General features: G+C 63.7%; 19 protein-coding genes. 11 read left to right on the forward strand and 8 right to left on the reverse strand.

The features are described from left to right. Nucleotides 1–101: 101 nt before the first annotated feature. Nucleotides 102–1,004 (reverse strand): HNH endonuclease, encoded by a 903-nt coding sequence (locus tag C5J26_RS08165; protein WP_105401281.1) that lies wholly within the window; start codon nt 1,002–1,004, stop codon nt 102–104. Between the two features lie 84 nt (nt 1,005–1,088). Then, nucleotides 1,089–3,083, reverse strand: a complete 1,995-nt coding sequence (locus C5J26_RS08170; RefSeq protein ID WP_172745783.1) for a bifunctional diguanylate cyclase/phosphodiesterase — start codon at nt 3,081–3,083, stop codon at nt 1,089–1,091. 326 nt (nt 3,084–3,409) lie between these two features. Here C5J26_RS08170 and C5J26_RS08175 point away from each other — a divergent pair, with 326 nt between their 5' ends. Beyond that, nucleotides 3,410–4,882 carry a DUF1800 family protein gene (locus C5J26_RS08175; protein ID WP_105401283.1) on the forward strand — a complete coding sequence of 491 codons (1,473 nt, stop codon included), beginning with the start codon at nt 3,410–3,412 and terminating at the stop codon, nt 4,880–4,882. Between the two features lie 3 nt (nt 4,883–4,885). Beyond that, nucleotides 4,886–6,064: a DUF1501 domain-containing protein gene (locus C5J26_RS08180; RefSeq protein WP_105401284.1), complete on the forward strand. Its 1,179-nt coding sequence runs from the start codon at nt 4,886–4,888 to the stop codon at nt 6,062–6,064. Nucleotides 6,065–6,079: 15 nt separating this feature from the next. Here the strand turns inward: C5J26_RS08180 and C5J26_RS08185 are convergent, their stop codons facing one another. Together C5J26_RS08185 and C5J26_RS08190 are read right to left on the reverse strand one after the other, a co-directional pair. Further along, a complete protein-coding gene (locus C5J26_RS08185; RefSeq protein WP_105401285.1) occupies nt 6,080–6,670 on the reverse strand; it encodes a hypothetical protein in 591 nt (196 codons plus the stop codon). 14 nt (nt 6,671–6,684) lie between these two features. After that, complete coding sequence (locus C5J26_RS08190) at nt 6,685–7,074, reverse strand: acyl-CoA thioesterase (protein WP_046637759.1); 390 nt, start codon at nt 7,072–7,074, stop codon at nt 6,685–6,687. Between the two features lie 211 nt (nt 7,075–7,285). Here C5J26_RS08190 and C5J26_RS08195 point away from each other — a divergent pair, with 211 nt between their 5' ends. The 7 genes from C5J26_RS08195 (at nt 7,286) to C5J26_RS08225 (ending at nt 14,923) form a co-directional block, all read left to right on the forward strand. Further along, nucleotides 7,286–9,118, forward strand: a complete 1,833-nt coding sequence (locus C5J26_RS08195; protein WP_105401286.1) for a methyl-accepting chemotaxis protein — start codon at nt 7,286–7,288, stop codon at nt 9,116–9,118. A 137-nt stretch (nt 9,119–9,255) separates the two neighbouring features. After that, nucleotides 9,256–9,837, forward strand: coding sequence for an NAD(P)H-dependent oxidoreductase (locus C5J26_RS08200; RefSeq protein ID WP_172745784.1), 582 nt, complete (start codon nt 9,256–9,258; stop codon nt 9,835–9,837). Between the two features lie 120 nt (nt 9,838–9,957). Continuing rightward, the gene (locus C5J26_RS08205) at nt 9,958–11,418 is read left to right on the forward strand and encodes an extensin family protein (protein ID WP_105401288.1); all 1,461 of its coding nucleotides are present in this window, start codon (nt 9,958–9,960) and stop codon (nt 11,416–11,418) included. A 9-nt stretch (nt 11,419–11,427) separates the two neighbouring features. Next, entirely contained in the window at nt 11,428–11,751 is a 324-nt protein-coding gene (locus tag C5J26_RS08210) for an MmcQ/YjbR family DNA-binding protein (RefSeq protein WP_105401289.1), read from the forward strand. Nucleotides 11,752–12,285: 534 nt separating this feature from the next. Further along, nucleotides 12,286–13,125 carry a sulfite exporter TauE/SafE family protein gene (locus tag C5J26_RS08215; RefSeq protein ID WP_105401449.1) on the forward strand — a complete coding sequence of 280 codons (840 nt, stop codon included), beginning with the start codon at nt 12,286–12,288 and terminating at the stop codon, nt 13,123–13,125. Nucleotides 13,126–13,226: 101 nt separating this feature from the next. Beyond that, nucleotides 13,227–14,165, forward strand: a complete 939-nt coding sequence (locus C5J26_RS08220; protein WP_105401290.1) for an ABC transporter ATP-binding protein — start codon at nt 13,227–13,229, stop codon at nt 14,163–14,165. Continuing rightward, nucleotides 14,162–14,923, forward strand: coding sequence for an ABC transporter permease (locus C5J26_RS08225; protein WP_105401291.1), 762 nt, complete (start codon nt 14,162–14,164; stop codon nt 14,921–14,923). Before C5J26_RS08220 ends, C5J26_RS08225 begins: the two co-directional genes overlap by 4 nt. A gap of 28 nt (nt 14,924–14,951) precedes the next feature. On the opposite strand, the gene C5J26_RS08230 is transcribed toward C5J26_RS08225, so the two are convergent. Further along, on the reverse strand, nt 14,952–16,175 hold the full coding sequence (locus C5J26_RS08230; protein ID WP_245441119.1) for an MFS transporter: 1,224 nt from the start codon (nt 16,173–16,175) through the stop codon (nt 14,952–14,954). A 100-nt stretch (nt 16,176–16,275) separates the two neighbouring features. On the opposite strand from C5J26_RS08230, the gene C5J26_RS08235 reads away from it, so the two are divergent. Beyond that, entirely contained in the window at nt 16,276–17,256 is a 981-nt protein-coding gene (locus C5J26_RS08235; protein ID WP_105401292.1) for an AraC family transcriptional regulator, read from the forward strand. Nucleotides 17,257–17,258: 2 nt separating this feature from the next. Here the strand turns inward: C5J26_RS08235 and C5J26_RS08240 are convergent, their stop codons facing one another. The 3 genes from C5J26_RS08240 to C5J26_RS08250 are packed head-to-tail and all read right to left on the reverse strand — an operon-like array spanning nt 17,259 to nt 18,989. After that, entirely contained in the window at nt 17,259–17,963 is a 705-nt protein-coding gene (locus C5J26_RS08240) for a TIGR02281 family clan AA aspartic protease (RefSeq protein ID WP_105401293.1), read from the reverse strand. After that, entirely contained in the window at nt 17,960–18,193 is a 234-nt protein-coding gene (locus C5J26_RS08245) for a DUF1289 domain-containing protein (protein ID WP_105401294.1), read from the reverse strand. The genes C5J26_RS08240 and C5J26_RS08245 overlap by 4 nt, the downstream gene beginning before the upstream one ends. A 19-nt stretch (nt 18,194–18,212) precedes the next feature. Next, nucleotides 18,213–18,989, reverse strand: a complete 777-nt coding sequence (locus tag C5J26_RS08250) for an adenosylcobinamide-GDP ribazoletransferase (RefSeq protein ID WP_105401451.1) — start codon at nt 18,987–18,989, stop codon at nt 18,213–18,215. Between the two features lie 109 nt (nt 18,990–19,098). Between C5J26_RS08250 and cobT the strand changes: the two genes are divergently transcribed. After that, nucleotides 19,099–20,118 (forward strand): nicotinate-nucleotide--dimethylbenzimidazole phosphoribosyltransferase, encoded by a 1,020-nt coding sequence (cobT, locus tag C5J26_RS08255; RefSeq protein WP_046669555.1) that lies wholly within the window; start codon nt 19,099–19,101, stop codon nt 20,116–20,118. The last annotated feature ends 2 nt before the right edge of the window (nt 20,119–20,120 follow it).

Raw genomic sequence — 20,120 nt, forward strand, 5'->3', positions numbered from 1 at the left:
CGTCGCGAAAGTGAAGAGGGGCAGGTCACAAAACGAGTACAAAAGGGAAACGGATTTTTGGGGCAAGACGGCAAGCCGCCGGCGTTCGTCGGCCCTGAAGCCTATTGCTTGAAGACATTCCCGCGGTGCCATTCAAGATAGTGCGGATGAGGCCGAAGCCGCTTCTCCGACGGAACTCTTGCTATCATGTCGCTGACAAGGAGATGGGACACATCCGCGTTCAGTTGCCGCGAGCAGAGTATCCGATACTCGTCCGAAAGCGACAACAGACCACGGTCGAACATCCAATGGACGGTGCCGGAGAGCGCGATGCCGTTCTGCACGGAATCGTTGCCTCCACGTTCTACCGGAATGATATGAGCTGCTTCAACTTCGGGGCGCCCACCGCCGTTGATGAGGCGTAGGCCGGTAAAAGCACATGTTCGGTCGTAGATTTTGCGTACATGTTGGCGGAACTTCGCCTCCCGGAATGGACGGTTGATGGTCTGCGAGATGATTGGGCGCTCATAGGCGCCTGCCAGATAGGGCGCTTGTTCCGGCTCTTCCATCGCGTCCGGTGAGTGGGCTCCATCGATCGAGTCGGTCCGTTGCGGCCATTCGTCTGGGTCAGACAATCCAGTTGCGACAATGGCTGCGAATTCTCGATCCTCAATAAGTCTTACGGCTTGGACACTTCGGCCGCTGTTGATCGAGCCGTCAGGCATGACGAGTTTTTTCTCGAAGCCGCCCTGCTCGACGTAGCCGATTGGCCTGTCGAAATCCATGTAGCCAGAGAGGAACGCATAGTGATGGTCAGGCGTATCCGGATCGGGTTCAACGGCAACGACCTGAGAAAGGCCGGAATAATAGCGGCTGCCCATCCTGGGGATCGGGCCGTAGTAGACAATCCAGTCCCCGACAGTTTGGAGCACCCTGGATAAGTACATCTTCGGAAAGTGATATTGGACTCCGGTTACATCCTTATAGGCGCTATCGGGCTTGTGATAGAAAATGGCTTTGACCATACCGTGTCCATACCTGATTGAGCCAAACCTATCGTTAGGTTCCGGCCAACCTCAAGGGCTTGTTATGAGGTTTGGACAGTTTTCCTACGCCACCTGGCGCTGGGTGACGGCGCGGCGGCTTTCGATCCAGCCGGGGATGCGTTCGGCGGGCATCGGGCGGCCGAAGAAATAGCCCTGGGCGAATTCGCAGCCGAGCGCTTTCAACGCCTTGGCCTCCTCCTCGCTCTCGACGCCCTCGACCACTACTTCCATCGACAATGCCCGGCCGAGCCCGGCCATGGCACCGACGATTTCCTGGTTCTGGCGGCTGAGATGGACGTTGGTGATGAAGCGCCGATCGAGCTTCAGCCGGTCGACCTTGAGCGCCACCAGATAGGCAAGCGAGGAATGGCCGGCGCCGAAATCGTCGACGGCGAGCTTGTAGCCGGATCGCTCGATGCGCTTCAGCTGCTCGCCGGCAACCAGCGTATCGAGGATCGCCTCCTCGGTGATCTCGATCTCGAACAGCGCCGGATCGATGCCATGGGCCGAGGTGATGCAGTCGAGCACGTCGGTGACCGAATAGAGGTCGAACTCGCGCGGCGAGACGTTGATCGCGACGGTCGCCCGCGGCAGGCCCAGCGCGGGCAGCCGGGTCAGCAGGCCGCAGGCGGCTTCGGCGATGGTCGCGGTCAGCCGGTCGGCAAGGTTGGCGGCCTGGGCTGCGGCGACGATTTCCGGCGGCGCGATCGGTCCGAGATAGGGATGGTGCCAGCGCACCAGCGCCTCGAAACCGGTGATCTCCTGGGAGGCAAGGTCGACCTGCGGCTGGAACCAGGCTTCAACGTCGCCGGCATCCAGCGCGTCGGCGAGTTCGTGTTCGATCTGGTTCTGGCGGTCGGCCTGGGAGCGGAAGGCGGGCTCGAATTCCCGCCACTGGCGCCGGCCGCCGTCCTTCGCCCTGTAGAGCGCCATGTCGGCGCTGATGAACAGATCTTCGGCGGTATCCGCATGCAGCGGGAAAAACGCAAGTCCGATCGAGGTGCCGACCACGGTCGGCTGGCCCTCGAGCATGACCGGCTGCCGGCTGCGATCGAGGATGCCTGCCGCCAGGTCACGCGCGAGTTTCCCCGCATCGGAGCCGCCGAGAATGATCGCGAACTCGTCGCCGCCGAGCCGGGCGATGGTGCCCCTGCCGTCGACGGCCGAGCGCAACCGGTCTCTGACCTCGACGAGGAGAGCATCGCCGGCGCTGTGACCGAGCGTATCGTTGACCGTCTTGAAGCGGTCGAGATCGAGGATGAGGAGGGCCAGTTGCTCCTCCGCGGCGCGGGCGGCGGAAATTCCGGTATCGAGGGCGGTATTGAAGGCGGCACGGTTGGCAAGCCCGGTCAGCGGATCGCAATTGGCCAGCACTTCCAGCCGGTAGTTGGCGCGCAGGATGTTCGAATTGGCACTGGAGAGGGAATCGGCAAGCGCCGTCGCCTTCAGTTTGCCGAGCACGTTGCCGACGAAGGTCGCCTCGCTGGTGCGGCTGCTGCGGATCAGCACCATCGTCAGCGCCACGACGTCGATGGTGAGGAGCCAGCCGCCGGCGCCGCCGCTGACGGCAAGCGAGGCCATCACCGAGATGTTGGGCGGTATCGCGAAGGCGAGGGAAACGGGGTTGTGTCCGACGCCCATCAGGACCGCGCCGGTCGCCATGCCGCACATGATCAGATAGAGGCCGCTATCTCCGCCGAGCGCATTGAAATCGGGCACGGTCAGCGGAAGAGCCGCCCAGGCGAGGCCGCTGACGAGCGCTCCGAAGGTCAGCACATCCAGCGCCTGCTGCGGAGCATGTTCCACGGTTTCCCAACGCGTCAGGATCGAGGCCAGGACGACGCGCAGGACCAGGCTTGCGATCACCGCCGTGAACCAGAGGCCGGCCGAAAAGGTCAGGCCACGGTCGATCGTGGTAACGAAAAGCGCCGAAGCGGATATCGCGGCATTGGTGGCGAGCGTCGAGGTCAGGCGCTCAAGCATGGTCGAAGCCTGTGCCCGCTTCACGTCCAGTGCGAGGGCCGGGTCGATTTGACCTGTTCTGAGTTCGGCTTCCATCGATCTGCTTGTGCTGGAGTTCCTATGCCGGCAGTATCCAATGGCGGCGATAAGAAAGTCTTGCATTCGAGGGATCTTCTTCAACCCAACCGGGTTATCCTGAATGAAAAGGTAATCGGCCGTTCGTCGCGCCTCAATATTGGGCGGATGCCCTTGGATTGTTCCGATAGCCCGGTAGTGCCGTAGATTCGATTTCTCCCGTAGCGCTGGAACTTCCGTCGCTGTCACGAATTACAAATTGTCCATGTCACGAAATGGCCGCAATTCCTGTTGGTTTCCACCACATTTTTTCGGGACTCTGAGGGGGTCCAACGAGGAGTGATTCAATGGCTCTTCCCACCCCGACCCTGGCCGCCATCCGGTACGGTTATGGTCTTCGTCCCGGCGAAGAGCCGCCCCGTGATGTCGAGGCGCTGCTGGGACAGATCGAGGAAGGGGCTTCCGGAAAGCCCCGTTTTCCGCGCGAGGGTATCGCCGGCCGGCTCGACACGGCAACCCGTGTCGTTTCGCTCCTCGCCGCCGAGGCGAAAGCCCGCAGGGCCGGCAATCCGAATGACGACGTCCGCAAGGCGACCCAGAGCGAGGCGCGGCGCATCTACCGGCAGGATGCGATGGCGCGGCTTGCCCAGGCGATCCATTCGCCGCTCGGCTTCTATGAGCGCCTTGCGAGTTTCTGGGTCGACCATTTCTCGACCAGCGTAATGAAGTCGCTGCCGATGCGGATGATCGTGCCGCTCTACGAAGCGCAGGCGATCCGTCCCAATCTCGGCGGTTCCTTCAGCAGGCTGCTGTCCGCCGCCATCCTGCATCCGGCCATGCTGATCTATCTCGACCAGGACCAGAGCGTCGGGCCTGACTCCGTTGCCGCCCGCAAGAACGGCCGCGGGCTCAATGAAAACCTCGGCCGCGAGCTGCTCGAACTCCACACACTGGGCGCCGGCAGCGGCTATACCCAGGAGGACGTGCGTGCCGCGGCGCTGATCCTGACGGGACTTTCCGTCGACAATCGCGCCATGCAGGTCGTCTATCAGCCGCGGTTCGCCGAGGCGGGCCCCGTCAACCTGCTCGGCCGGACCTATCGGGACGACGAAGGTGACGGTCAGGACCACGTGCTGATGCTCGAAGACCTGGCCGCCAACCCGAAGACCGCGCAGCATGTCTGCGGCAAGCTCGTCCGCCACTTTGTCGCCGACGACGCGCCGGCGGAAATGGTGGCGGCGATGGTCGCCGCCTGGACGAAGAGCCGCGGCAATCTGTCCGAGGTTTATCGCGCCATGCTCGCCCATCCGCGTGCCTGGTCGGATCCCGGCCGGAAGATCAAGCAGCCGTTCGAATTCGTGGTTTCCGGTTTCCGCGCGCTCGATCTGCCGGAGAGGAATTTCGGCAATCTGCTGCGCGACATGGACGACGGCGATGAAGACGAGAGCCCGGTCCAGAAAGCCATGGACCTGACCGGCATGGCGGCGAGGGAAGACACCAAGAAGAAGGCAGGGCGCGCCAATGCCCTGACGCTCGGCGCCCTGCAGCGCATGGGCCAGCCGATCTGGCAGCCGCCGAGCCCCGCAGGTTTTGCGGACGAAGCCGGCGTATGGCTGACCCCGAGCCAACTGAGCGAGCGGATTTCATGGTCGCGAATGGTCGCGCGCATCTTCGGGCAGAAGATGGAACCTTCCGTCTTCCTTCAGGCCGCACTTGCCGATGCCGCGCATCCGGAGACCAGCAGGATCATTGCGCAAGCGCCCAACAAGGTTCACGGCATCACGATGGTGCTGGCGTCCCCTGAATTCAACAGGAGATAGGAAATGAGCTTTCAACACGGCTTTCCTTTGTCTCGCCGCGGTTTTCTGGCCGGCGCCTGCTGCGCGGCGGGGGCCTCCATCATAACGCCGGTGAGTTTTGCTGCGATGCCGGGCGACAACCGGTTCGTGACGATCATCCTGCGCGGCGCCATGGACGGGCTCGATTTCGTCCAGCCATACGGCGATCCTGCCTATGCGGCGCTGAGGCCGAAGCTGGGCTTGAGGCCGGATACCGGCCTCATCGATCTCGACGGTTTCTTCGGGCTCAATCCGGCGGCCTCCGCGCTGATGCCGTTGTGGCAGGCGGGCGAGCTCTCCTTCGTGCACGCGGTCTCGACGCCCTATCGGGACCAGCGCAGCCATTTCGATGGCCAGGACATGCTGGAGACCGGCGGCAACGGCAAGGGCGAGCGCACCGGCTGGCTGAACCGCACGCTCGCGGTCATCCCACGCTCGAACGCCCGCAAGGCAATCGACATCAATACCTCGATGGAACTGATCCTCAGCGGTCCGAACGAGGCGGATTCCTGGTCGTCCCAGAGCAATTTCGCGCTTGCCGAAGACGAGATCGCCTTTCTAGACCGCCTCTATGCCGGCGATCCGGCGTTTGCGAAAGCCATGGAGGAGGCGAAGAAGACCGACATATCGGCGGACTCTCTTTACGCCGACAGCAAGCGTGGCGCGGGTATTGCCGACATCGCGCGGCTTGCCGGCGGCATGTTGCGCGAGGACTACCGGATCGCCAGCTTCTCGATCAACGGTTGGGACACCCATGTGGGCCAGCAGGGGCAGTTCAGGAAAGCCGTCGGCGATCTCTCGACCGCGATCCTCACGCTGAAGGCAGCGCTCGGCGAAGACGCCTGGAAGAAGACCGCCGTGCTGGCGATGACCGAATTCGGCCGCACGGCACGCGAAAACGGCACCAAGGGCACCGACCACGGAACCGGCGGGCTTGCGGTGCTCGCCGGCGGAGCGATCCCCGGCGGCAAGGTTTTGGGCAAATGGCCGGGGCTTTCCGAAGACAAGCTGCTCGACCGCCGTGACCTGATGCCGACCGGCGACGTGCGCGAGGTCGCTGCCGCCATGCTCTACAGGCAGTTCGGCATCGAGCCGGACACTCTCACCGCCAAGGTCTTTCCCGGCCTGAGTTTCGATACGTCCTCGGCCTATCTGAGGGGGTAGGCGGGCGGGGTTGCGCTATGTCAGGATGTCGTAGACGCGAAAGATCCAATAGAACTGGTAGGCGAGCGCGAAGATGACGAATGCCGCGTGGTAGCGCCGGTCGGTGGTGATCGCGGCGATGATGCCGAGCACGATATAGACCGCGGTGCGGGCTGGATATTCGTAGCCAAGCGACAGGAAATAATCCCATCCCTTCAGCGCCGTATCGATGATGTCGGTGACGAGCATTGCCGCCAGGAAACCGAAGAACCAGGTCCGCCGCGACAGGAAGTAATGTTCGTAGCTGTCGTAATCCTGCATCGAGGTCGGAAAGAGCAGGGCGCAGAGGAAGAAGAACAGCGCGCAAAAGGCGATCAGGAAGAGATAGGCTGCAAAACCGATGACCGGCAGGGCGTGCAGCCGGTATTCCCACCACCAGAAATGCACCAGAAACAGGAACAGGAACGCCACCCAGCCGAGATGGACGGGGTAGATGCGGGCGGCGCGCGGATGCTGGACGATGCCGGCGAGGCCGTTTAGCAGCCGCGCCAGGCTGAGGCTCACCACCATGCCCATGACCACGCGGATATGCGTGAAGGTTTCGGCGGCGGTTACGGCGGCGTCCATCGCTGTTCCTCGCTTTATTCCTCGGCCGGCACCGGAACCGGGCGGCCCTCCTCGTCGAGAGCCACCATGATGAAGGTCCCTGCGGTGACTTTCTCGATCATCCGGTGGCGCGCCCGCTGCGCCCAGGCTTCCACCATAAGGGTGATTGACGAGCGGCCGACGCGGGTGATCTCCGTGTAGATGTTCAGCGTGTCGCCGATCTTGACCGGCAGTTCGAACGCCATTTCCTTGACCGCCGCGGTGACCACGCGGCCGCGGGCGCGTTCGGCGGCGCGGATGCCGCTCGCCAAGTCCATCTGTGCCATCACCCAGCCGCCGAAAATATCGCCGGCCGCGTTGGCATCCGCCGGCATTGCCAGGGTGCGGAGCGTCAGTTCGCCGGTCGGCTTGGCTTTTTCGGTCATCGTCATCTCTCTTTCGAAGTGGTTTGCAGGGCGACTCCTCCCGCCGCGAGACTAACCGGACGCGAGGAGGAAGGAAACTCCGATAAAAAGCGCTTCAAGATCAATAATTTAGACTGAACTAATGCGCGTTCGCCGCGATTTGTGAGGGCTTCACCACCTGGTAACCAACGACCGTTAGAATTTAAGGCGAATTGCACATAAGGGGGGTCCCATGCAACGTCTCGCCATTTCCTGGCGCCTTTATAGTCTCGTGCTCCTGTCGCTCGTCATTCTTGGCGGCGCCATGACCTTCAGCCTGTTCCAGAGCTACGCCTCGTCGGAACGGGAACGGAAGGCGGGCCTTGCCCAGATGAACGATGTGGCGCTGACAGTGCTCAAGAAATACCAGGCTCTCGAGACTTCGGGTGCCATGACCCGCGAGCAGGCCCAGAGCGAGGCCAAGGCCGTCATCTCGGTCATGCGTTACGGCGAAGGCAGCGGCTATTTCTGGATCAACGACATGCATCCGCGGATGATCATGCATCCGATCAAGGCTGAGCTGAACGGCAAGGACCTGTCGAACGACAAGGATCCGAACGGCAAGTTCCTGTTCGTCGAGTTCGCCAATACGGTCAAGGCGCAGGGCAAGGGCTTCGTCGATTACTACTGGCCGAAGCCCGGCGCCGAGCAGCCGGTCGAGAAATATTCGCACGTCGCCGGTTTCGCCCCCTGGGGTTGGATCGTCGGCACCGGCGTCTATGTGGACGACCTGCACGCCATGTTCCGGCGCGACGCGATCAACTTCGCCTCGATGTTCGGCATCGGCGCGCTGGTGCTGATCGCCGGCGCCACCTTCGTGGTCAAGACGGTTACCGGCCCGATCGGCAAGATCAAGCAGGCTCTGCAGTCGATCGCATCGGGCGAGGCGCGTGTCACCGTGCCTTGCACCGAACAGAACAACGAGATCGGCGAAATGGCCCGGGCACTCTCCGTGCTGCGCGATTCGGTCGACGAACGCGCCCAGTTGCAGGCACGCGAGGCCGAACAGGCCCGCATGATCGCCAGCGAACGCTCCGACAACGAGCGCACGATGACGGCCGCCGCCGACCGCCAGGGACGCGCGATCAGCGAGCTCGGACGGGCGCTCGAGGCGTTGGCCGGGGGCGATCTTTCCGTGGCGCTCTCCGATATCGGCGAGGATTATGCGAAACTCCGCCACGACTTCAATGCCGCGGTCAGTTCGCTGCATCAGGCGATCGCGGCGATTTCCGAGACGAGCCTTGTCGTACGCGACAGCGCCTCGGACATTTCCGGAGCGACGGGCCATCTGTCCAAGCGCACCGAACAGCAGGCGGCGGCACTCGAAGAGACCGCAGCAGCGCTCGACGAGATCACCGCAACCGTCCGCACCGCGTCGGAGCGGGCGGTCGAGGCCCGTACCATGGTCAGCGAGACCAAGGACAGCGCCGGCCGTTCGGGCGAGATCGTCCGCAATGCGATCGACGCCATGGGCCGGATCGAGGAGAGCTCCAACCGCATCAACCAGATCATCTCGGTGATCGACGAAATCGCCTTCCAGACCAACCTGCTGGCGCTGAATGCCGGCGTCGAGGCGGCGCGGGCAGGCGAGGCGGGACGCGGTTTTGCGGTCGTGGCGCAGGAAGTGCGCGAACTGGCGCAGCGCTCCGCCAATGCGGCCAAGGAGATCAAGACGCTGATCAGCAATTCCGCCCGCGAGGTGGAAGGCGGCGTGGCGCTGGTGCGCTCCACCGGTGATGCGCTGGTCGAGATCGCCACCCTGGTCGAGCGGGTCAACGCCCATGTGGACACGATTGCGACGGCCGCCCGCGAACAGGCGACCGGGCTTCAGGAGATCAATTCCTCCGTCAACCATATGGACCAGATGACCCAGCAGAACGCGGCGATGGTGGAGGAAACCACCGCGGCGAGCCAGACGCTTGCCGAACAGAGCCTGCACCTGCAGGGCCTTCTTTCGGCCTTCAGGCTCGCGGACGGCGGCCGTGGGGCGACCTCCGGTCATGTGTCGCGCGCCCGCGCCGCCTGATCCGCACTGATCACTGCTAAGAAACAGAGGCCGCCGGCGCGACAAGCCCGGCGGCCTTTTGATGCCGGCCGCATTGACCTGGGTCAAATACGCGGGCCTCCGTTGTCCCTAACGCTGGGGCACCTTCAACGGAGAATATGATGACGAGGATCGTGATCATCCAGGGACACCCGGACGCCTCTGAGCCGCATCTCTGTCATGCGCTGGCCGACGCCTATGCCAGGGGAGCCGAGGCCGGCGGGCATACGGTCGAACGCATCGAACTCGCCCGCATCGGCGTGCCCTTCCTGACCTCCCAAAAGGAACAGCAACACGGGACGCTCAGTCCGCCGATCCACGACGCGCAGGTGAAGATCAGACGGGCGGATCATCTCGTCTTCGTCTATCCGCTCTGGCTCGGCTGCATGCCGGCGCTGGTCAAGGCGTTCCTGGAACAGGTGGCGCGGCCGGGCTTTGCCTACGATACGTCGCGGGGACCGTTCGACAGCGGCCTTCTGAGCGGCAAGTCGGCGCGGGTGGTGATCACCATGGGCATGCCCGCCTGGTATTACAGGGTCGTCTACGGCTGCCACAGCCTGAAGGCGCTGAAAATAGGCATCCTGCATTTCGCCGGCATCCGCCCGGTACGGGCGACTTTGGTGGGCAAGGTCAATGCCGGGAATTTCGATGGCGCGAAATGGGTCGCCGGAATGGCGGCCACGGGAAGGCGAGCGTCCTGAAACGATCGCAAATTGCATCGAAAGGTCACGAAAGGGCCTTGATTTCTCAAAGGTTCATTTACCGACTTTGCCTAAACTCCATGCGTGTGTCATTTCGGCACCGGAAGAGTGGCAACTGGTATGGCGTATGCTCCCCTTTCTCGGCGGGTGATCGGCTCGTTGATCATCCCGACAATGCTGGCTGCCTGTTCCGCCGGGGATCTCGTTCCGCCCGCGCCGATCGACAATGGCCGGGTCGGGGCGATCCAGCCGATGCGCGACATCCCGGGCGAGCGGGTTTCCCAGCAGGCTTATCCGACGAGCCCGGCCCCAGTTTCGCAGGCAAGCGGTGTCGACTACGCGAACACGCCAAACCTCGCCGGCACCGGTTACCCCAATTCGGCCTATCCGGGTTCCAGCGCCAATGACGGCAGCCATTACCTCCGGGCACCGGCCCAGGTGCAGTCCGCGCCCCCGAATGCGCCCTTGAACGCACCCATGGCGCAGCAGCCATCCGGCGCCCGCCAAGGCCGCCTGCCGATGATCGACAGCGACGAGGCGATGCAGCAGCAGGCATCAGTCGCAGGCCGCAACACGACCCGCAATGCCGGGCCGATGACCATTCCGGAAGGGGGCGTCAACATCGACGCCGAACTCGGTTTCGGCCCCGACGAGAGCGACGTGACGGGACTTGCCGAGGAGGAGGATTCCGATATCGCCGAAGGTGTCGGCGACCAGCCCGTCGTCGACGGCATCGGCACCGACAATCCGCGTGCTCTGCAGCCACGCCGCCAGCCGATCTCGCAGCAGATGCCCCAGTCCATGAACGACGACCGCGTGCTCGTGCCGCCGAAACGCCAGGGCGCCGGCCTGCAGGGCGACCTGACGAACAACGAGATGACGTGGAGCGATGGGTCGCGCGTCATTCCGCCAAGCAGGGCGCCTGCCGGCAACCAGCAGGTGGCGATGCTGCGGCCCAACAATCCGATGAACGACAGCGGCCCGATGAGCCAACGCGACATGCCCTGGCAGCGCGATGTGATGCCGCGGTCGGAGGTGAGCTGCCGCGCGGAACTGAAGCGCCTCGGCGTCGAATTCGACGACCGGCCGCCCATCGACGCAGGCCCGAGCTGCAGGGTGCCTTATCCGGTAAAGCTCTCCGGCCTGTCCGGCAATATCGACGTCAAGCCGGCGGTCACGCTGAACTGCCAGACGACGCTCGCCTTTGCCAAATGGGTCAGGAACGAGCTCGCCCCTTCCGCCCGTTACCGCTATCTCACCGGCATCCAGAAGATCGTGCCGATGGGCGGTTATTCCTGCCGCCGGATGAACAACAGCAATCAGCGCAACAACCCGATGTCCGAGCATGCCAAGGGCAACGCCATCGACATCGGCCAGATCGTGCTGAAGGACGGCCATGAGATCGACGTGCGCAAGAAGGGCCTGTTCTCGATGCGCGAAGGCGGTCTCCTGAAGGCGGTGCGCAACGACAGCTGCAAATATTTCAACACGGTGCTGGGTCCCGGCAGCAATGCGGAACACTGGAACCATTTCCACTTCGACCTGCGCTCCCGCAGGAGCGGCAAGCGCTACTGCAACTGAGGTTCGACGATGGCCGATGCCGACATGCTCCGCAATCTGGCCCTCTCCCTGGAAGGGACCTCCGAAGCGCCGCATTTCGACAGGGCGGCGTTCAAGGTCCGGCGCATCTACGTGACGCTGGCGGCCGATGGCCTGACCGCGAATTTCAAGTTCACGCCGGACGAGCAGCAGATCAAATGCGAGATGCTGCCAAACGCCTTTTCGCCGGTCCAGAACGCCTGGGGCCGTCAGGGATGGACGACGGCTGTCCTCTCGGAATTCGAAGAGCCGGATCTCCGCGATGCGCTGGAAACGGCGTGGCGGCATGCGCTTCCCGGCAAACGCCGCGCCTGAACTGCCCCGGCCCGATACACCCGAGACAAGGGGCAGCGGTTAACCTGTGGACATTAATCGACCATAAACCATATCCGGCAACGAAACTGGAACCATAAGCGGCGGCGACGCAAGAGTGACGACGCCGCAGTCCGCCCCCCGCGGCCTTACCCCTACTGCGGCAACGGGACCCGGCGCGCTGACCAAGCCCATGGCGCGCCGGGTCTCACTCGAGCACCATTCCGGGTCGGCTTGATCCACACTTCCAAAAAGAAAGCCGGCTCAGGGAGCCGGCGAGGGTGGAGGTGGGGCTCGCGGGGAGGAGCCGTGCTTCCGGTTACGCAAGAACTTATACTTGAAAACAGTACACATGCGGCAAGCGGAAATGAAAAGGACTAAAACGCTCTGGTCATGACGGTCGCGCGAGAGGTTACGTGCGGCGTAAAAGGCGGGACCGTTGCTTGCCTGGTGGGGACAATGCTGTAAGAACGTCACGGGAAAATGACAGCGGCAGTGGATGTGTCTCCCTCTTCCGACCCGATGTCCTTCCGACCGATGTCGGACCGGAGACCGAATTTGACGATCGCAGCGCTTTTCCCCTTCATCCTGGCACTTCTGGCCGGCGGCGCGGTTGCTGGAATTCTCGCCGGCATGTTCGGAATCGGCGGCGGTGCGATCCTGGTGCCGATCTTCTTTCATGTCTTCGGGCTGCTCGGCGTTCCCGAGGACGTGCGCATGCAGCTGGCGCTCGGCACGTCGCTGGCGATCATCGTGCCCACCTCGATCCGCTCCTATATGGCGCACCGGCAGCGCGGCGCGGTCGATACCGATCTCCTCAAGGGCTGGATCGTCGCGGTGCCCCTCGGCACGCTGGTTGCAACCGTTATCGCCGCCAAGGCGACCAGCGCGGAATTGCAGCTGATCTTCGCGGTCATCGCCCTGGTGCTCGCCTTCCGGATGATCTTCAATCGCGCCAGCTGGAAGCTTGGCGACGATCTGCCGGGCAATCCCGTCAAATTCCTGGTCGGCACCGGCATCGGCATCCTGTCCGGCCTGATGGGCATCGGCGGCGGCATCCTCAACAACACATTCATGACCCTCTACGGCCGTTCGATCCATCAGGGAGTGGCGACCTCCTCGGGCGTCGGGGTGCTGATTTCGCTGCCGGGGCTCGCCGGTTATCTCTGGGGCGGCTGGGGGAGGCCCGGCCTGCCGCCGTTTTCGACCGGCTATATCAACTGGCTGGCTGTGGCTCTGCTGATCTCGGTCACGCTCTACATGGCGCCGATCGGTGTGCGGCTTGCACATGTGATGTCGAAGCGGCAGCTCGAAATAGGCTTCGGCATCTTCCTGATCGTCATCTCGGCGCAGTTCTTCATGTCGATTATCCTCTGAAACCGTCAGCAATATTCTTCCACAAGGGATGGTTTCGAAGGTTTGCGTGCCTATATTCGCGGCGCATCCCGCAAATCGATTCCTTGAGAAGACCGTCCCGCATGGCCTCCGTTGTTTCCATAGATAAACTCACCAAGACCTACGAGAACGGGTTCCAGGCGCTGAAGGGCGTCGACCTGGAGATCGAGGAGGGCGAGATTCTCGCGCTTCTCGGCCCGAACGGCGCCGGCAAGACGACGCTGATCTCGATCATCTGCGGTCTCGTCAATCCTTCGACCGGCAAGGTGCTGGTCGGCGGCCACGACGTCATCAGGGACTTCCGCCAGACGCGTTCGCAGATCGGGCTGGTGCCGCAGGAGCTGACGACAGACATGTTCGAGACGGTCTGGAATACGGTGAACTTTTCCCGCGGCGTTTATGGCAAAAAGCCGAATCCGGCGCTCGTCGAAAGCATCCTCAAGGAGCTGTCGCTGTGGAGCAAGAAGGACAGCATGCTGCGCGAGCTTTCGGGCGGCATGAAGCGGCGGGTGATGATCGCCAAGGCGCTCGCCCATGAGCCGAAAATTCTTTTCCTCGACGAGCCGACCGCCGGCGTCGACGTCAACCTGCGCCGGGAGATGTGGCAGCTTGTCGAGAAGCTGCGCGCGAGCGGCGTCACCATCATCCTCACCACCCACTATATCGAGGAGGCGGAAGAAATCGCCGACCGGGTGGGCGTCATCAACGGCGGCAAGCTGCTGCTGATCGAAGAAAAAGCGGCGCTGATGAAGAAGCTTGGCCGAAAGCAGCTCCGGCTCGAACTGTCGGAGCCTCTGAAGACGCTGCCTGAAAGCCTGAGCGCCTACAACCTGACGCTTTCCGAAGACGGGACGGCGCTGGTCCACGAATACCAGGGCGAGGAAGGGCAGGGCACCATCGCCGCGCTGCTGTCGACGCTTGCCGCGCAAGACATCCATTTCCGCGATCTTTCCACGCGGCAGAGCTCGCTCGAGGACATTTTCGTGGCGCTGGTGGGACAGAAAGTCGGAGAAGACGCATGAATTTCGAAGCGATCAAGTCGATCTATGTCTTCGAGATGGCTCGCTTGCAGCGCACCCTGCTGCAGAGCGTCATCTCGCCGGTCATCACCACCTCGCTCTATTTCATCGTCTTCGGCACCGCGATCGGTTCGCGCATCCAGACGGTCGAGGGGGTTTCCTACGGGTCGTTCATCACGCCCGGCCTGATCATGCTGACGCTTTTGACGCAATGCATCAGCAATGGTTCGATCGGCATTTATTTCCCGAAATTCACCGGCACGATCTACGAGATTCTTTCCGCGCCCGTGGCGATGACCGAGATCATCATCGGTTATGTCGGTGCGGCCGCGACCAAGGGGCTGATCATCGGCGCGATTATCCTCGCCACCGCCTCCTTCTTCGTCGAAATCCGGATCGCACATCCGTTCATGATGGTGCTTTTCCTGGTGCTGACGGCGGTCACCTTCAGCATGTTCGGCTTCATCATCGGCATCTGGGCGAAGAATTTCGAACAGCTCAATATTATCCCGATGCTGGTGGTGCCGCCGCTGACCTTCCTCGGAGGGAGCTTCTATTCGATCAACATGCTGCCGCCCTTCTGGCAGACGGTCAGCCATTTCAATCCGGTCCTCTATCTCGTCTCGGGCTTCCGCTGGAGTTTCTACGAGATCGCCGACGTCAATCCGATGATCAGCCTCGGCATGATCGGCCTGTTCCTGGTCATCTGCCTGTCGATCCTCGGCTGGATCTTCAAGACGGGTTATCGGCTGCGCAACTGACCGCAGCCGATAACGGTTTGAAGCGGGCTCAGCCCTGGCTGAGCTGGACCTGGCGTCCTCCGCGCATGACCATCACCGATGCACCGAGGATGGATGCGATGCCGAGGAAGGTCATGACGCCGAGCGGTCCCTGGGCGTCGATCAGGAGACCGCCGAGCACGGCACCGCTGGATATGGCGATCTGGAAGGTCGTCAGCAGCAGGGCGCCGGCGCTTTCCGCCTCGTCGGGCGCGGCCCGGGTGATGTAGCTCTGGATGCTGACCGGCAGGGCGCCGAAGGCAAAACCCCAGAGCGTGATGGCAACCGCTGCCGCCGCCGTCGAGGCCCCGAGCGTGACGAGAAGCACGGCGGACACGGCGATCAGACTGGAGGCGAAGACGACCCCAAGCGTGGAACTGCGTTCGGTGATCATGCCCCCGGCGATATTGCCGAAGAAGCCGCCGATGCCATAGGCGAGCAGGACGAGCGAGACCATCTCGACGTCAAGCCGCGGAACGTCTTCCAGATAGGGGCGGATATAAGTGAAGCCCGCGAAATGGCCGGCGACGATGAGCAGCGTCGCGATTAGGCCGACCCGGATCTTCGGCCGCTTGAGGACCTCCGCCAGCGTGCCGAGCCCGGCATGGCCAGCAGGCGGCAGCGAAGGGACGGTAACGGCCTGCGCCAGCAACGCCAGCACGCCGACCGCGCCGGCGAGCACGAAGGCCGCCCGCCAGCCGAGGGTGGAGCCGATATAGGCGCCGAGCGGTGCGGCCATCACGGTCGCCACCGAGACGCCGGTGAAGATCATCGCCATGGCGCGCGGCAGGTGGTTCATCGGCACGAGCCGCATGGCAAGCGCCCCGGCCATGGCCCAAAAGCCGCCGAGCCCGACGCCGAGCAGGACGCGCGACACGAGCAGTACGGTCAGTCCGTTGGCAAGGGCGGCCAGTGCGCAGGAGAGGATGAGAAGGGCGGTCAGCCCGAACAGCGTCCAGCGGCGGTTGAAGCTGCGGGTGCCGATCACGACAGCGGGGCCGGCGAATGCTGCGACGACGGCGGTCACCGTCACCGTCTGGCCGGCGACGCCGGGACTGATGCCGAGATCTGCGGAGATGGGCGTGAGCAGGCTCGCCGGCAGGAACTCTGCCGTCACGAGGCCGAAGACGCCGAGGGTGAGCGCGATGACCGCGTCCCACCGGGCCTTGGCCGATGTGTTCGGGGACGATGTGTTGCGCACGACATCGTCCTCCTCGAAAGTGCTGTCAGTCATGGTCATGTCCTGTCTTGGGAGGTGGCACGGCGGACCGTACCGGGAGGATGGAGCAGACTTAGGCGTGACAGCCTGTACTTTCCATGCTAGAAAATCCGATATGCTTGACCGTTCGTCCAAAGAAACGCCATTAGGCGTCTCCGATCCGCTCACCGAGATGCTGCGCGGGTTAAGGCTCGACGGCGTCGAATACGGGCGCTGCCGGCTCGCCGAGCCCTGGGCGACCTCCTTCCCGGCGCAGGAGGCGGCACGGTTCCATTTCATTTCGTCTGGCAACGCATGGCTGCAGACGCCGTCTGGCGAATGGCTGCAACTGCGGCCTGGCGATGCGGCCCTCCTGCCGCGCGGCGATGCACATGTGATCGCAAGCCTCCCGGGCCTGGCCCCGCTGCCCTTCGACCGGTTCGGGCGCAAGGAAGTCTGCCAGGGCGTGTTCGACGTGCAATGCGCCGATGCCTGCGGCGGCACCGTGGCGCTGACCGCCTCGATGCGCTTCAACATCGACAAGCTGCATCCGCTGCTGCAACTGATGCCCGAGACAATGCTGACCAGCGATCTCGCGAGGAACGAGCCGTCGATCCCGCATCTTCTCGATGCCATGGCGCGCGAGGTGGACATGGACCGCGTCGGCGCCGGTGGTATTCTCGCACGGCTCGCCGACGTCCTGACCGCCACGCTGATCCGCACCTGGGTCGAACATGGCTGCGGCGACACGACCGGCTGGATTGCCGCGGTGCGCAATCCCGAAGTCGGCCGGGTGCTGGCCGCCATTCATCTTCAGCCCGACCGTGACTGGAACATTGCCTCGCTTGCCCGGCTGATTGGCGCTTCCCGGTCGGGTTTCGCCGAACGGTTTCTGCGCGTGGTCGGCGAAACGCCGGCGCGCTACGTGGCACGGGTGCGCATGCACCAGGCGCGGCAATGGCTGCGCGACGGGGAGCGCGTCGCGACGGTCGCCGAACGGCTCGGCTACGATGCCGAGGCCTCCTTCAGCCGCGCCTTCAAACGCATCATCGGAACGCCGCCGAGCCACTTTCGGAAGAATGGCGGCGAGGGCGGGGGCATCCGGGATTTCGGCTAACGTCAGTCCCGCAGCCTGAGCTCGTCGGTCTGCATCTGCAGGGAGCCGAGGGTGGAGAGGAAGCTCATGCCGAGCAGGCTTTCGCCGAGCCGTCCGTCTTCCGCCACCATCGCCCGGACGTTTTTGCGCACGATCGGGCCGATGGAGATCTCGTCGAGGCGGACGGGCGCTGCCATCGCCCGGCCGTTGGCGGTCATCACGCTCACTGAAAAATCGAGGCTCTGCGGATTGAGGCCGATGGCGCGGGCATCGTCGTAGGAAAGCACGACGGTGCTGGCGCCGGTATCGACCAGCATCGGCAGGACCTTGCCCTGGACGCTGACATTGGTCTGGAAATGGCTGCCCCGGGTCTTGTGAATGATGACTTCGTTGAAACCTTCGCTCGTCGTCGAAATCACGGCCGTTCCGGGCAGCAGGCCCGCGGTCACCCGGGCGGCAATATTGCGGGCGTCGGCGCGGTAGAGATAGGCGGTGACCAGCGCAAGGATGATCAGCAGCCAGAGGGCGATGTTGCGCAGCACCTCGCCGGCATTGCCGCGCCGGCCGGCGAGAATCCCCGCGGCGAGCAGGCCGGCGATCGGCAGGAGGTAGATGATCTGGCCGAAATCGCTGTTGTCGATGCCGAAGGTCTGCCCGGCATCGTGGTTGAAGATCAGGAACGCCAGGCCGATGCCGAGGACGATGAGGATGCCGGTCAGCGCGTTCATGCCGTATCGCGTTCCTTGGTTTTCCGCTGCGCCAAAAGCTGCCGGCGCGTCTCCCGCCTTGGCTTTCGCTCCACGGTTTCGAGCCGTGCGGGCAAGGCTTCCATCAGCGCACGACGCTCGATATCCGTATAGTCCATCCAGGCGGCGATCTCGTCGCGCGTCCGTCCGCAGCCGAAGCAATAGCCGGTCTTGAGGTCGATCGAGCAGACAAGGGTACAGGGCGAAATCATGCCTCAGTATATCGGGGTTTCACGCGGCAAGAGCAAGAGTGGCGAGCATGGCGATCTCGCTCAATTGTTGAGTAGCGCCGATCGTATCGCCCGTATGGCCGCCGAGTTTGCGGCGCACGAAACGGGTGAAACCGAACCCGGCGAGTGCCGCAACGATCAGCGACAATAGGACCTTCGGCAGGCCGAGAACGGGAACGAGCAGAACGAGAGCGATGGCGGCGCCGGTAAACAGCGCGATATTGCGGGCGCCATCCTCCGGAAAGCCGGCGCCGGCAGCGACGCCGCTTTCCCGCGCCGACGGCAACGCGCGCCAATGGGCGACCATCACCGCGCGGCTGACGGCGGCAACGGCAAGCACGGCGAGCGCCGCCGTGACGGCGTCCTGCCGAAACAGTGCCGCAAGCGCCGACGCGCGCAGGCCAAAAGACAGCACCAGCGTCACGACGCCATAAGCGCCGATGCGGCTGTCCTTCATGATCAGAAGCGCGTGGTCCTTGTCGCGCCCGCCGCCGAGACCATCCGCCGCATCCGCAAGACCGTCCTCGTGGAGTGCGCCGGTCAGAACCGTCAGCGCGGCAAACGAAAGCAGGCTGACGAGCAGCGGATCGCCGGACTGCAGGAGGAGGAGAACGAGCGCGGGCAGGGCCGCGACAATCAGCCCTGCGACGGGAAAGGCCCGCACGGCCCGCGAGATCGTGCCGTCATGGCCGCGGAAGAACCGGTCCGGGACCGGCACACGGCTGAGGAACCCGACCGATCGGGCGAGGTCCGCGATGAATTCCGTTGCGTTTGGCAGTTGTTCCTCCGTCTCGACCCGACTATGAGTTTGCTCACACAAGCGCGATTTGCGGGAAAAGACAAGTTTTCCCGCCGATATGCGAGACCGAGATACAAGAGAGACTTTCATGAGCGTGAGCGGCCTGCCTTTCGATGATTTCCGTGTCCTGCTGCAGAACCTTCCCGGACCGGATCCGCGGGCCTTGGTTGCGGCGCGCGAGCGCGATGCGCAGCTCACCAAGCCGCCGGGTGCTCTCGGCCGCCTCGAGGAAATCGCCTTCTGGCTTGCCGCCTGGACGGGCCGGGCGCCGGCCGTCAATCGGCCGCTTGTGGCAATCTTTGCCGGCAATCACGGCGTGACCCGCCACGGCGTGACCCCTTTCCCGTCGTCGGTGACCCAGCAGATGGTCGAGAATTTCGCAGCCGGCGGTGCGGCGATCAACCAGATCTGCGTCACCCATGACCTCGGCCTGAAAATCTTCGATCTGGCGCTCGACTACCCGACCGGTGACATCACCAGCGAGGCAGCCCTGTCCGAGCGCGACTGCGCCGCGACCATGGCCTTCGGGATGGAAGCGATCGCCGGCGGCACCGACCTTCTCTGCATCGGCGAAATGGGCATCGGCAATACGACGATCGCTGCCGCCATCAACCTCGCGCTTTATGGCGGCGAGGCGGAGGACTGGGTCGGTCCCGGCACCGGGTCGCATGGCGAATTCATGGAGCGCAAGATCGCCGCGGTGAAGGCTGCCGTCGAATTCCACAAGGACCACCTGAGCGATCCGCTGGAAATCCTGCGCCGCCTCGGCGGCCGCGAGATCGCCGCGATCGCCGGCGCCATCCTTGCCGCGCGGGTCGAAAAAATCCCGGTCCTGCTTGACGGATACGTGGTGACGGCAGCGGCATCGATCCTCAAGGCCGCCAATCCGGCAGCGCTCGACCACTGCCTTATCGGACATGTCTCCGGCGAACCGGGACATCTGCGTGCGATCGAAAGGCTCGGCAAGACGCCGCTTCTGGCGCTCGGCATGCGGCTCGGCGAGGGCACCGGTGCGGCACTTGCGGCCGGCATCGTCAAGGCCGCCGCCGCCTGCCATTCCGGCATGGCGACCTTCGAGCAGGCCGGCGTCAGCAACAAGAGCCACTGAGC

Source organism: Neorhizobium sp. T7_12 (assembly GCF_002968535.1).
GTDB classification, from domain to species: Bacteria; Pseudomonadota; Alphaproteobacteria; order Rhizobiales; family Rhizobiaceae; genus Neorhizobium; species Neorhizobium tomejilense.